Source organism: Selenomonas sp. oral taxon 138 str. F0429 (assembly GCF_000318175.2).
Lineage (GTDB): Bacteria > Bacillota > Negativicutes > Selenomonadales > Selenomonadaceae > Centipeda > Centipeda timonae.
Genome location: NZ_KB290930.1, coordinates 210,631 through 224,601 on the forward strand (window position 1 = coordinate 210,631; position 13,971 = coordinate 224,601).

Sequence of the window (13,971 nt, forward strand, 5' to 3'; positions counted from 1 at the left end):
AATCTGACGGACTTCATATTATCAGTGATTCCCTCGTACCGACCTTACAGTTCTTTTACGGCGATCTGTGAGGTCGGTTTATTTTTTGAAAAAGGACTTGAAATCTTATGCAGTAAAGATGTATAATTATAAAATCTTTTCGAAGATGAAACGGAGGGGATGAAATGAAGGCAAGTATTATCGGAGCTTCTGGATATGCCGGGGAAGAACTGATTCGCCTGCTACATGGACATCCGAATGTCGAGATTGCACATCTGACATCGGAGCGTCATACAGGCGAACGCATATCCACACTTTATTCACATTTATTGAATATTTATAACAAAGAGCTCGAATCCATGGAGGATGTACGCAGCATTGCTGCAGATAGTGATGTTCTTTTTATCGCACTTCCGCATGGACATGCAATGAAGATTGCAAAGAGTGTTTCAGATCTGCCGCTGCGCATCATTGATCTGGGCGCAGACTATCGGTTTGCAGATACCTCCGTGTATGAAGCGTGGTATCATGTGGATCATATCGACCCCGATGCGGATCGCGCCTATGGTCTTGCCGAGCTCTATCGCGATCAGGTGCGTTCAGCGCACATCATCGGAAATGCGGGCTGCTATACGACGGCGAGCATACTTGCACTTGCTCCTCTTGTGAAAGCCCGTCTGGTGCAGATGGATTCGATCCTCGTCGATGCTGTGTCGGGTGTATCGGGAGCGGGGCGCACACCGAAGGAAAGTACGCATTTTCCGGAGTTCTATGATAGCTTTACGGCATACGGCGCCGTATCGCACCGTCATACGCCGGAGATCGAGCAGGCGCTTTCCAATGTGGGCGGCGCTGCGGTCACGATTAACTTCACGCCGCATCTTGCACCGATCTCGCGCGGCATTCTCGCAACCTGCTATGCGAAAATGAACGAAGGCGTGACGCCGGAGCAGATTGATGCGACCTTTGCGGAGATGTATGCGGATGAGTTCTTTATCCGTCTGCTTGGAAGAGGTGCGTATCCCGCAACGAAATATGTACGTGGCACGAACTTCTGTGATATCGCGTGGCATATCGACCCGCGAACGCAGCGTGTCATTGTATTCTCTGCCATTGACAATCTCGTCAAGGGGGCGGCGGGGCAGGCAATACAGAATATGAATATTGCATTTGGTCTGGATGAGCGTGCGGGGCTGGATCTCGTGCCCATGTATCCGTGATTTTGTAGGAAAATGGAGGAAAATATATGTTCAGCGAAGAGAGTGCGAAGCTCGGGGTTACCTACCCGAAGGGATTTCAGGCAGCCGGCGTCAAGGCGGGCATCAAGAAGAGCGGGAATCTCGATGTTGCCGTGATCTACAGTGACAGGGAAGCCGCTGTTGCGGGAACCTTTACGAAGAATGCCGTTGCGGCAGCGCCCGTCCATGTCTCAAAGGCGGTTGTTGCCACGCATACGGCACGCGCCATTGTTGCCAATGCGGGCTGCGCCAATGCCTGCACAGGGGCGCAGGGCGAGGCGGATGCCGCCGCAATGCAGAAAATCGCAGCCGATGCGCTCGGCTGCGGCGCGCAGGATGTCATTGTCGCCTCGACGGGCATCATCGGTCAGCTTCTGCCGATGGACAAGGTGGAGAAGGGCATTCATGCGGCGGTAAAGGAGCTCTCACCGCATGGAAGCATGGATGCGGGCAACGCCATCATCACGACGGATACCTACTCCAAGGCGGGAACGACCTCCGTTATGCTCGGCGGCAAGGAAGTCCGTCTCGGCATCATTGCAAAGGGCTCGGGCATGATTCGCCCCGATATGGCGACGGTGCTCTGCTTTATCACAACCGATGCGGATATCGACGGCATGCTCCTGCAAGAAGCGCTTTCTGAGGTTATGGAATACAGCCTCAATATGATCTCGATCGACGGCGACATGAGCACGAACGATATGGCAATTGTGCTTGCGAACGGGGCTGCAGGAAATCCGAAGATCACGGAGAAGAATGCGGACTACGAGGCGTTCAAAGGAGCACTCCTCGCGCTCTGTCAGGGGATCTCGGAGAAGATCGCAGCAGACGGCGAGGGGGCGACGAAATTCATCACCATTCACGTCAAGGGGGCAAAGAATTTTGCTGATGCCAAGACGGTTGGCATGAGTGTGGCAAACAGTCCGCTCGTCAAGACTGCGTTCTTTGGTGAGGATCCGAACTGGGGACGCGTGATCTGTGCGGTTGGCTATGCGGGCGTCCCTATGGATCCGAATCGGACGACTGTGAAGTTCGGCGGCATTCCCGTCTATGCGGAAGGCGTGGGTGCGGCATACGATGCGGATGCACTGCGTGCAGTGATGACAGCGCATGATATCGTCATTGATATCGACCTTGACGATGGCGCTGCGGAAGCCACGGTCTGGACCTGCGATTTCTCCTATGAATATGTGAAGATCAACGGCGAGTATCATACCTGAGAGGGGGACGGCGATGTACTCCGATCATGACAAGGCGGAAATTCTTGTAGACGCACTCCCATACATTCAGGAGTTCTACGGGAAAACGGTCGTCATCAAATACGGCGGCAACGCGATGATCAACGACGCACTGAAGGAAAATGTCATGCGCGACGTGGCGCTGATGAAGTTTGTCGGCATCCGTCCGATCCTCGTGCACGGGGGAGGACCCGAGATCACGGGCTTTCTCAAGAAGGTCGGCAAGGAGAGTGAGTTTGTCTCGGGGCTCCGTGTGACCGACGAGGAGACTGTCGAGATCGCCGAGATGGTTCTCGACGGTAAGCTGAACTCAGAGATTGTGGGACTGCTCAATCTGCGCGGCGTGCGTGCGGTCGGGCTCAGCGGCAAGGACGCAGGGCTCATCAAGGCGAAGAAGAAGCACGCGACTGTCTATGAAAACGACGAGGCGCGTACGGTGGACATCGGCTACGTCGGGGAGGTCACGGAGATCGATACGGGCATCATCGTCGATCTCCTCAATCAGGGCTATGTACCCGTCATTGCCCCCATCGGCATGGGGGCTGAGGGAGAGAGCTACAATATCAATGCGGACTATGTTGCAGCGGAGATTGCGGGAGCACTGCATGCAGAGAAATTCCTGCTCCTTACGGATGTGGAAGGCGTCTACAAGGATTTTGGCGACAAGAGCAGTTTCCTCTCGCAGCTGCACATGGACGAGGCGAAGGAATACATACGCAGCGGCGTCATTGCGGGCGGCATGATTCCGAAGGTGGAGGCGTGTCTTAGGGCACTTGAGGCGGGGGCGCACAAGACCCATATCATCGACGGGCGGCTTGCACACTCCATCATCTTGGAGATCTTCACCTCGCGCGGTATCGGAACGATGGTGCTTCCGTAGGCAGGAGATATGATGAAGAACGAGAATGAAATTATTACAAGGGATACGGCGAGCTATCTGCCCGTGTTCGCACGCTATCCGATTGTGCTCGACCACGGGGACGGTTCGTATGTGTGGGATGTCAATGGGCGAAAATACCTCGATGCGCTCGGCGGAATTGCGGTGAATGTGCTCGGACATAATTACGCGCCGCTCGTAAACGCGATTGCCGCGCAGGCAGCGCGTCTCATCCATGTATCGAACCTCTACTACACCGAGGCGCAGGCGGATGCTGCGGCAAAGCTGTCGCAGCTCACGGCGGGCGGCAAGGTGTTCTTCGGCAACTCGGGTGCAGAGGCGAATGAGGGCGCAATCAAGGCTGCGCGCAAATACGCGCATACAATCTCTCCCGACAAATCGCAGATCATCACGGCGCTCGGCAGCTTCCACGGCCGTACACTCGCGACGCTGACGGCGACGGGACAGGAGAAATTCCACAAGGGCTTCGAGCCGCTGCCGGGGGGGTTCGACTATGTGCCGTTCAACGATATCGCGGCGCTCGAAGCCATGATGAGCGCACGCACGGCGGCCGTCATGCTCGAACCGATTCAGGGCGAGGGCGGCGTGCGCATGCCGTCGGACGGCTATCTGAAAGAGGTGCGGGAACTCTGTGACAAGCACGATGCCCTCCTGATCTTTGACGAGATTCAGACGGGGATGGGGCGCACAGGGACGTTTTACGCCTATGAAGCGCAGGGCGTAATGCCGGATATTGTCACGCTCGCCAAGGGGCTTGCGGGCGGTGTACCGATTGGGGCGTTCGTCGTCACGGAGAAGGTCGCCGTTGCATTTCACGCGGGCGACCATGGCTCCACCTTCGGCGGGAATCCGCTTGTGTGTGCGGCGGCAAACGTCGTCCTTGATACGATTGCAGACGAGACTTTCCTGCGTGAAGTACAGTCGGTCGGCACATATTTCAAAGAAGCACTGCGCGGCTTGCAGGAGAAATATCCTGCGCATATCAGAGAGGTGCGCGGCACGGGGCTGATTCTCGGCATGGAGATGCAGAGGAATGAGGATGCGGCGGCAATCGCCCGACGGATGTTGGAGCAGGGCGTTATCATCAACTGTACGGCTGGGAATGTTCTGCGCTTTATCCCGCCGCTGATTTTCTCGAAGACTGAAGTGGATGAACTGATTGCTGTTTTGGATCGCTGCATCCTTGACATATGTGACCGAGGAGGACTATGATGAACAAGGGAATGGATTTGCTCTCCATCCACGAACTCAGTGCAGATGACGTAGAGGAGATACTGACGCTTGCGGCTGATCTCAAGGCAAAGCAGAAGGCGGGCATTCCGCATCCTCTGCTTGCGGGCAAGACGCTCGGCATGATCTTCGAGAAGTCCTCGACTCGGACGCGCGTCTCCTTCGAGGTGGGGATGTACCAGCTCGGTGGGCAGGCGCTCTTTCTCAGCAGCCGCGACCTGCAGCTTGGGCGCGGCGAGCCGATCAAGGACACAGCGCGCGTGCTCTCACGCTATCTCGACGGCATTATGATCCGCACCTATGGGCATGACCGCATCGAGGAGCTGGCGCGCTGGGCGGATGTCCCCGTCATCAACGCGCTCAGCGATCTTCTGCACCCATGTCAGGCACTCACGGATCTCCTCACAATCCGTGAGTACAAGGGCAAGAATCTCGCGGGATTGAAGATGGCATATGTCGGCGACGGCAACAATATGACACATTCGCTCATGTATGCGGCGGCAAAGGTCGGCATGCACTTCGCTGCGGCAACGCCCGAGGGCTATGCGCCGAATGCGGCGGTTGTGGCAAATGCAAAGGCAGATGCAGCGGCATCGGGCGCAACGGTGACGATCACCACCGATCCGAAAGAGGCGGTGCAGGGCGCAGATGTCATCGTCACGGACACGTGGGCGAGTATGGGGCAGGAGGATGAGCACGATGCGCGGATTGCATGTTTCCGTCCCTATCAGGTCAACCGCGAACTCGTTGCCGCCTCGGGGGAGGCACGCTGCATTGTCATGCACTGTCTGCCCGCGTATCGCGGTGAGGAGATCACGGAGGAGGTCTTTGAGAACTTCGCCGATGTGATCTTTGACGAGGCGGAGAACCGTCTCCACGTCCAAAAGGCAATCATGGCGCTCGTAATGGGCGACTGAATTTACTAAGGAGTTGTTTCAAACATGGCAAAGCAGATCAAAAAAGTAGTCCTTGCGTATTCCGGCGGTCTGGATACCTCGGTCATCATTCCGTGGCTGAAGGAGCACTATGACAACTGCGAGGTCATCGCCGTCTGCGCGGATGTCGGGCAGGGCGAGGAGCTTGAGCCCGTACATGACAAGGCTCTTGCCTCAGGCGCATCGAAGGTGCATATCGTCGATCTGACGAAGGAATTCCTTGAGGAGTACGTCTGGCCGACACTCAAGGCGGGCGCAGTCTACGAGGGGAAGTATCTGCTCGGCACATCGTTTGCGCGCCCTGTGATTGCAAAGGCTCTCGTCGACATCGCAAAGAGCGAGGGTGCAGATGCGATTGCACACGGCGCGACGGGAAAGGGCAACGATCAGGTGCGCTTTGAGCTGACGGTCAAGGCGCTTGCACCAAATCTCCAGATCATTGCGCCGTGGCGCGAGTGGGATCTCGACTCCCGTACGGCGGAGATCGAGTATGCAAAGAAGCATGGCATCCCCGTTGCAACGGAGAACAAGACCTACAGCATGGATCGCAATATCTGGCATCTCTCGCATGAGGGCTCCGATCTCGAGGATCCCGCGAATGAGCCGAAGAACTCCATGTTCCTTATCTCCTGTGCGCCTGAGGATGCGCCGGATGCACCCGAGTATGTCTCCATCTCGTTCGAGCAGGGTGTTCCTGTCGCTGTCAACGGGGAGAAGCTGGGGGCGGTCGAACTACTGACGAAGCTCAACGAGATCGGTGCACGCAACGGCGTCGGTATCGTCGACATCTGCGAGAACCGCCTCGTCGGCATGAAGTCGCGCGGCGTCTACGAGAATCCGGGCGGATCGATCCTCTACTACGCGCACCGTGAGCTCGAGTATCTCTGCCTCGACCGCGCCACCTTCCACTACAAGGAAGGCCTTGCCATCCGCTACGGCGAGCTCGTCTACGATGGCATGTGGTTCTGCCAGCTGCGCGAGGCGCTTGCCGCATTCGTGGACAGCACGCAGGAGACTGTGACGGGTGAGGTGCGCCTCAAGCTCTACAAGGGCAACATCATCTCTGCGGGCGCAACGTCGCCATATTCGCTCTACAGTCAGGAGTTCGTCACCTTCGAGCATGACGATGTCTACAACCAGGCGGATGCAACGGGCTTCATCAACCTCTTTGGCCTGCCGCTCAAGGTGCGCGCACTCATGCAGGAGGGGCAGAAGTAATGAGCGAAAAGCTCTGGGGCGGACGCTTCTCCAAGACGACGGACGAGATGATCAACGAGTTTCAGGCGTCCATCGCCTTTGATCGGCGCATGTACCGCGAGGATATTGCAGGATCGCTTGCGCACTCTGCTATGCTTGCAAAGGTGGGGATTCTCTCGGAGGAGGATCGTGCGGCAATCGACAAGGGGCTGCGAGATATCCTCGGACAGATCGAGAGCGGCGCATTTGAATTCAGCGTCGAGCTCGAAGATATTCATATGAATATCGAAAAGCGTCTGACCGATGCGATTGGAGATGCGGGCAGCCGTCTGCATACGGCGCGCAGCCGCAATGATCAGGTGGCGCTCGATACCCATATGTTCGTGCGCCGCTCCGTCGTGGAGGTGCTCGGTCACATCGCCGAGCTCCAACACGCGCTGGTGGAATCCGCACAAGCCAATAAGGATGTCATCATGCCGGGCTACACGCATTTGCAGCGCGCCCAGCCCATCCTTTTCGCGCATCATCTTATGGCATACTTCGGTATGCTTACGCGCGACTTTGAGCGCTTTCAAGGCGTCTATGCGCGGACGGACATCATGCCGCTCGGCGCAGGGGCACTCGCGGGCACGACGCTGCCGATTGATCGTGCATTTGTCGCGCAGAAGCTGAACTTTGAGCGCATCTATACGAACAGTTTGGATGCGGTCAGTGACCGTGACTACATCCTCGAATTCCTCTCGGCGGCGTCCATCCTCATGGTGCATCTCTCGCGGCTCTCGGAGGAGATCATCCTCTGGTGCTCGCGTGAGTTCTCCTTTGTGGAACTGGACGACGCGCACTGCACAGGCTCGTCCATGATGCCGCAGAAGAAGAATCCCGATGTCTCCGAGCTCGTGCGCGGTAAGACGGGGCGCGTGGTCGGTCATCTCATGGCGATGCTCACTGCGGTCAAGGGACTTCCGCTTGCGTACAACAAGGATCTGCAGGAGGACAAAGAGGGGTTGTTTGACGCCATCGACACGGTGAACTTCAGCCTTGCCGTCTACGCGCAGCTGATCCGTGGGATGAAGGTGCGCGCGGATGTCATGCGCCACGCCGTCGAGGCGGACTTCTCGAATGCAACAGATCTTGCAGACTACCTCGTTCGGAAGGGAATGCCCTTCCGTCAGGCACATAGCGTCTCCGGACAGGCGGTCGCACTCTGCATCGAGCGTGGCATCTGGCTTATAGATCTGCCGCTTGCGGACTATCAGAAGCTGTCGAACCTCTTTGCAGAGGATGTATACGAGGCGATTCGCCCCGAGACCTGCGTTGCGGGACGGAACTCCTATGGCGGTACCTCGTACGAGCAGGTCGCAATGCAGCTCACTGCGGCAGAGGAACTGATGGCGGAGGAGAAGCGCATACTCTCGGCGTTGGAGACGAAGCAGCAGATCCTGTGAGCCACTTCTTTTAGCGTCAGGTGCTAAAGATTTATCAAAGAATAATCCCGTGTTAAGTTATATCAAACGCTGCACAGGGATAATATACCCACATCGGAAAGGAGAAATTACGATGAAGAAAATTGCAATTCTGGCTGCTGTGCTTGGTCTTTCCATTTCGACGGCGGCTTCGGCAGCGCCGATCAACCATCTCAGCACACATGATACGGCTGTCGGCATCGGTACGAAAGAGGCCTATATCGAGTACAAGGCAACGGACGAGATCGCCGTTGGCATAGGGCGGAATGACCGCAATGAGTACGGCAATCCAAAGGATGTCTACATGCAGTACAATGTTGTTGGACAGAACGTTCGCCTCCTCGGCGGTTATCGTTGGGATATGGGGCAGACAGACGAGAACAATCTCTATGGTGGTTTGGCGCTCAGCACACCGACAGTACTCGGCTTCAATGCCTATGCGTCCTATATTGCGGGCAAGGATTTCAACGAGTCGCAGGTCGGGCTGAACAAGTCCCTGATCGCAAATCTGGATCTCAATGTAAACTATCACAACTTCAAGCCGGATCACGGCAGCCGTGAGAACGGCGTCGGTGTCGGTCTCACCATGCGCTTCTGAGCGCACGATATAAGGCACTCCCTGCACTCGGTTGGGAGTGCCTTTTGTGTATCTGCACAAAATTTATTTGCATTGTTGGTAATGGAATGGTAAAATAGCCTCAAGTGAATGGATCGGATCATTTTTCTTGCGGTTTTCGCGTTGCTGTGCGGTCGTATTTTTTCACAGCAATGACAGCGAAGACGGCGCTTTCCCATATGGCGACGATGGAGGGAATCTCCTCCGGTCGCTGTATTTTCGTGTGGATGAATTCTGATTTCATGATCGAATGGATGAGCAATTATTTAAGGAATAGGGACACGGTGAAGATGTCCCATATCTATGGAGGTGTGTTTTTTGTCGTTAAATCGTAATGGCAATCATGGGAAAAATGTGCAGAAGGTACAGGTCATACCGCTTGGCGGTCTTGGCGAGATCGGAAAGAACATGACTGCCATCCGTGTGGATGATGAGATTCTCGTTGTGGACTCCGGGCTCATGTTCCCGGAGGAGGACATGCTCGGCATCGACCTCGTCATTCCCGATATTACCTATCTGATCGAAAACAGGGACAAGGTCAAGGCAATCGTCCTGACGCATGGTCATGAGGATCACATCGGCGCGTTGCCCTATGTGATGAAGCAGATTCCCGTACCTGTCTATGGGACGCGGCTGACGCTTGGTATTCTTGAGGGGCGCCTGAAGGAAAACGGGGTGGATTCAAGCAATCTGCACTCCGTGATGGCGGGAGACATCATCAACATCGGCTGCTTCAGCGTCGGATTCATCCGCGTGAACCACTCGATTCCCGACGCGGTCGGACTCTCGATCAAGACGCCTGTGGGCATGATTGTCCACACGGGGGATTTCAAGCTGGACTATACGCCGGTCGACGGACAGATGACGGATTTCCGCCGCTTCTCCGATCTCGGCAACAAGGGGGTTCTGCTCCTCCTCGCCGACAGCACGAATGCGGAGAGGGAGGGGCATACGGCGAGCGAGCGCACGGTCGGCGCGGCATTCGACAAGGCCTTCCATAATGTGCGCGGGCGCATTATCGTCGCGACGTTCTCTTCGAATGTCCACCGCATCCAGCAGGTCATCGACACGGCGGTGAAATACAAGCGGCGCGTTGCCGTCCTCGGGCGCAGCATGGAGAATGTCGTTGGTATCTCTCTCGATTTGGGCTATCTGACAGCACCCGAGGGGACGATCATCGGCATCGATGAGGTGAACAACTTCCGTCCCGAGCAGATCGTCATCGTGACGACGGGCAGTCAGGGTGAGCCGATGTCTGCGCTCTCGCGCATGGCGGCATCCGATCACCGTAAGATTACGATTGTGCCGGGCGATACAGTTATTATCTCGGCGACGCCGATCCCGGGCAACGAGAAGCTCGTCTCTAAGACGGTGGACAATCTGATGAAGCTCGGTGCGAACGTCATCTATGGGCGTGACAAGGGCATTCACGTCTCGGGGCACGGCAGCCGCGAGGAACTCAAGCTCATGCACAATCTCGTGCGTCCGAAGTTTTTTATGCCCGTGCACGGCGAATACCATCACCTCGTGCAGCACGCAAGCCTTGCACGCGAACTCGGTATGCCGAAGGAAAATATCTTCATCAGTGAGAACGGACAGATTCTCGAGTTCACGAAGGAGAAGGGACAGGTTGTCGGACGCGTGCAGTCCGGCATGGTCATGGTCGATGGTCTCGGTGTCGGCGATGTGGGCAATATCGTCCTGCGTGACCGCCGTCAGCTGTCGCAGGACGGCATCCTCATCATCGTTGTGACGATGGATCGCCAGAACAACCGCGTTGTATCGGGACCCGACATCGTCTCACGCGGCTTTGTCTACGTGCGTGAGTCGGAGGCGCTGATGGAGGAGGCACGTGCGCGTGTCCAGCAGGCGCTCGATCGCTGTGAGGATGAGAATGTGCGCGAGTGGTCGGCGATCAAGTCGAATGTGCGCGACGCACTCAGCCGCTATCTCTTCGATAAGACGCGCCGCCGCCCGATGATACTGCCCATCATTATGGAGATCTGACAAAGCGGATACAAAGAGGTCGCCCATTTAGGGTGACTTTTTTATTTGTAAATATATCGGAAAAATTGTAGCCTTGTGTATATTGCGGGCAAGTAGAAAAAGGGGTAGAATGAACCCGTATGGTAATGTATTGATTGGGGCGAGGAGGAGTTTTATGACGGCAGCTGAAGAGAAGGAGCTCCAGCTTTTCGCGGTGAAGGTACGCGAGGGTATTTTGCGCAGCACACATGCAGCAAAGAGCGGGCATCCTGGCGGCTCACTTTCATCGACGGAGTATTTTACCTATCTCTACAATAAGGAAATCCGCGTTGACCCGAAGAATCCGAACGATCCGATCCGCGATCGCTTCGTTCTCTCGAAGGGACATGTCGCACCCGGACTCTATGCGACGCTTGCCAATCGCGGTTTCTTTCCCGTGGAGGAGCTGCTGACACTGCGCCATATCGGCTCACGTCTGCAGGGACATCCGAATATGAACCTTACGCCGGGCGTGGATATGTCTACGGGCTCGCTCGGGCAGGGCATTTCGACGGCGGCGGGCATGGCAAAGGGTGCAAAGTATCTCGGCAAGGACATCAATGTCTACACGCTGCTCGGCGACGGTGAGCTTGCCGAGGGGCAGGTCTGGGAGGCGCTCATGTTCTCGGCGCACTACAAGCTGGATAACCTCTGCATCGCAGTGGATGTCAACGGCCTCCAGATCGACGGCGCAACGGCAGATGTCATGAATACAGCACCGATCGACGCGAAGTTTGAGGCGTTCGGCTGTGCGGTTATTTGGATTGACGGGCATGACTACAATGCACTGGAAGAGGCGTTCAAGGCGTTCCATGCAAACAAGGGGACAGGAAAGCCAACCGCGATCCTTATGAAGACGGTGAAGGGCAAGGACATCTCCTTTATGGAGAACAATGCTGGCTGGCATGGCAAGGCACCCAATGATGACGAACTCGCACGAGGCCTTGAGGAACTGGCTGCGATTCGCAAGCAGATTGAGGAGGCATGAGCATGGCAGACGTAAAGAAAGTTGCAACACGTGACAGCTACGGAAACGGACTTGTAGAGCTCGGCAAAGAACATGAAAATATTGTTGTTCTGGATGCGGATCTCGCAGGGGCGACGAAGAGCGGAACATTCAAGAAGGCATTTCCTGACCGTCACTTTAACTGCGGCATTGCAGAGTGTGATATGGTCGGCGTCGGTGCGGGACTCTCGACGATGGGGCTCGTGCCGTTCGTGTCCACCTTTGCCATGTTTGCGGCGGGGCGTGCCTACGAGCAGGTGCGCAACACGATCGGCTATCCGCATCTGAACGTCAAGATCTGTGCGACGCACGGCGGCATCTCCGTCGGTGAGGACGGTGCATCCCATCAGTGCTGTGAGGACTTTGCCCTCATGCGTACGATTCCGGGCATGACGGTCATGTGCCCCTCGGATGATGTGGAGGCACGCAAGATGGTGCGCGCCGCGTACGAGATGGAGGGCCCTGTATACATCCGCTTCGGGCGTGCGGCGACGCCGGTCTATCATGACGAGTCATATGAATTCGCCATTGGAAAGGGCGAGGTCACTCAGGACGGTACAGATGTCGCCATCATCGCGACGGGCATTCTCGTCCCCGAGGCAATCAAGGCAGGCAAGCTCCTCGCTGCTGAGGGGATCAAGGCGCGCGTCATCAATATGGCGACAATCAAGCCGCTCGATGAGGAGCTTGTCATTCGTGCGGCGCAGGAATGCGGCAGGATTGTGACCGTCGAGGAGCACAATATCCTCGGCGGACTTGGCGAGGCAGTTGCAGGCGTTGTTACCGAGCATGCCCCCGTTCCCGTCCACCGCATCGGCGTTCGTGACGAGTTCGGGCACTCTGGCCCTGCGGCGGAGCTGCTCAAGCAGTTCGGACTGACGGCAGAGCACATTGTGGCGCAGACGAAGACCTTTGTCGGGAAGTAAACGAACATGGGAAGACGCTTTTACATTTGTAGAGGCGTCTTTTTTATTTCGAAAATAACGCCGCAGTGGGGGATGGATAAAATACCTTGTGGATTTTCGGCGAATTGTTTATAATGGAGAGAGTTTAGATTCTTCAATGTAAAGAAAGAGAAGCCTCATGAAGCGGTATACGCTATTTATTGTCGTGATTGCTCTTCTCGTGACAATAATTGCTGCAGGGTCGGCATTTCTCTCGTCCGGTTCGCCTACGGTGAAACGCCATCCCATGCAGGAACTGACAGCATATACATCACTCCCCGCAGAGATTGCGGCGGTTCTGTCCGAGGAGTATGAAAAAGAGCATAATATCCGTGTCAATTTCGTTCAGCTGTCCTCCGAACAGATTCTAAAGCGTCTCAATGACCAATCCCGTGAGGAGGGGGATGGAAAGGCTGCGCTTGTCCTGACGGATCGTGAGACGCTTGACCGCGCTGCTGCAGCAGGCTATCTTGTACCCTATATCTCGGAGAAGAGCGATCAGGTTGCGGACTCATTCCGCCATCCGAACCGCTATTGGACAGGAGTCTGGTATGATCCTGTCGTCTTTGCCGTAAATCAGGACTATCTGCGGACGCATCTCGATCTGCCGAACTCTTGGCAGCAGCTCACACAGCAGCGTGACATCCGCATCGGAACCACGGATTTCATGGCGGCAGATGCCTCGTCGAATCTGCTCTACAGCATGATTGCCGAGTACGGTGATCAGCGCGCATTTGAGATTTGGCGCAGGATTCAGCCGAAGATCATACAGTATTCCAAATACCTGCACACGCCGGTACGGCAGGCGGGGATGGGGGAGGTAGATCTCTCGGTGGCGGTTCTGAGCGAGACACTCCGTTATGTGCATGACGAGTACCCCATCCGCATTCTCTATCCCGTGGACGGCACGTCGGCGGTCATCTATGGGACGGGCATTGCCTTTCGTGCGTCGGAGCGCGATGCACGCGCGGCAGAGGTCTTTGCAGACTGGCTGCTGACGGATGAGGCGCAGCTCTCGCTGGAACAGCATCGGTTCTACTTCCTCACCACGAATCCAATGACGCTTTCCTATCAGATGTTTGCAGGGAAGAATATCAACATTTTTAGAAACAGGCCGTATTTCAGCAAGGAGGAAAAGGAGATCCTCCTGGATCGCTGGATCAAAGAGGTGCGGTTCTACGAATAATAACGAAAGCCGGAGG

General features: G+C 56.0%; 12 protein-coding genes. All 12 read left to right on the forward strand.

The window, feature by feature from the left end; all coding sequences use genetic code 11:
- Positions 1–164: 164 nt before the first annotated feature.
- The 12 genes from argC (at position 165) to HMPREF9163_RS02605 (ending at position 13,955) form a co-directional block, all read left to right on the forward strand.
- A complete protein-coding gene (argC, locus tag HMPREF9163_RS02550; protein WP_009440080.1) occupies positions 165–1,199 on the forward strand; it encodes an N-acetyl-gamma-glutamyl-phosphate reductase in 1,035 nt (344 codons plus the stop codon).
- Positions 1,200–1,225: 26 nt separating this feature from the next.
- Entirely contained in the window at positions 1,226–2,437 is a 1,212-nt protein-coding gene (argJ, locus tag HMPREF9163_RS02555) for a bifunctional glutamate N-acetyltransferase/amino-acid acetyltransferase ArgJ (RefSeq protein WP_009440081.1), read from the forward strand.
- Between the two features lie 13 nt (positions 2,438–2,450).
- Complete coding sequence (argB, locus tag HMPREF9163_RS02560) at positions 2,451–3,335, forward strand: acetylglutamate kinase (protein WP_009440082.1); 885 nt, start codon at positions 2,451–2,453, stop codon at positions 3,333–3,335.
- Positions 3,336–3,347: 12 nt separating this feature from the next.
- Positions 3,348–4,565, forward strand: coding sequence for an acetylornithine transaminase (locus HMPREF9163_RS02565; RefSeq protein ID WP_037345747.1), 1,218 nt, complete (start codon positions 3,348–3,350; stop codon positions 4,563–4,565).
- Positions 4,565–5,500: an ornithine carbamoyltransferase gene (gene argF, locus HMPREF9163_RS02570; RefSeq protein WP_037345749.1), complete on the forward strand. Its 936-nt coding sequence runs from the start codon at positions 4,565–4,567 to the stop codon at positions 5,498–5,500. Before HMPREF9163_RS02565 ends, argF begins: the two co-directional genes overlap by 1 nt.
- Positions 5,501–5,524: 24 nt before the next feature.
- Positions 5,525–6,736, forward strand: a complete 1,212-nt coding sequence (locus HMPREF9163_RS02575; protein WP_009440085.1) for an argininosuccinate synthase — start codon at positions 5,525–5,527, stop codon at positions 6,734–6,736.
- On the forward strand, positions 6,736–8,160 hold the full coding sequence (gene argH / locus HMPREF9163_RS02580) for an argininosuccinate lyase (protein ID WP_009440086.1): 1,425 nt from the start codon (positions 6,736–6,738) through the stop codon (positions 8,158–8,160). The genes HMPREF9163_RS02575 and argH overlap by 1 nt, the downstream gene beginning before the upstream one ends.
- Before the next feature lie 112 nt (positions 8,161–8,272).
- Positions 8,273–8,776, forward strand: coding sequence for a hypothetical protein (locus HMPREF9163_RS02585; protein ID WP_009440087.1), 504 nt, complete (start codon positions 8,273–8,275; stop codon positions 8,774–8,776).
- 321 nt (positions 8,777–9,097) lie between these two features.
- Entirely contained in the window at positions 9,098–10,801 is a 1,704-nt protein-coding gene (locus tag HMPREF9163_RS02590) for a ribonuclease J (RefSeq protein WP_037345751.1), read from the forward strand.
- Positions 10,802–10,955: 154 nt separating this feature from the next.
- Positions 10,956–11,807 carry a transketolase gene (locus HMPREF9163_RS02595; protein WP_037345753.1) on the forward strand — a complete coding sequence of 284 codons (852 nt, stop codon included), beginning with the start codon at positions 10,956–10,958 and terminating at the stop codon, positions 11,805–11,807.
- A 2-nt stretch (positions 11,808–11,809) separates the two neighbouring features.
- Positions 11,810–12,751 carry a transketolase family protein gene (locus tag HMPREF9163_RS02600; protein ID WP_037345755.1) on the forward strand — a complete coding sequence of 314 codons (942 nt, stop codon included), beginning with the start codon at positions 11,810–11,812 and terminating at the stop codon, positions 12,749–12,751.
- Positions 12,752–12,908: 157 nt separating this feature from the next.
- Complete coding sequence (locus tag HMPREF9163_RS02605; RefSeq protein ID WP_009440092.1) at positions 12,909–13,955, forward strand: ABC transporter substrate-binding protein; 1,047 nt, start codon at positions 12,909–12,911, stop codon at positions 13,953–13,955.
- Positions 13,956–13,971 lie beyond the last annotated feature (16 nt).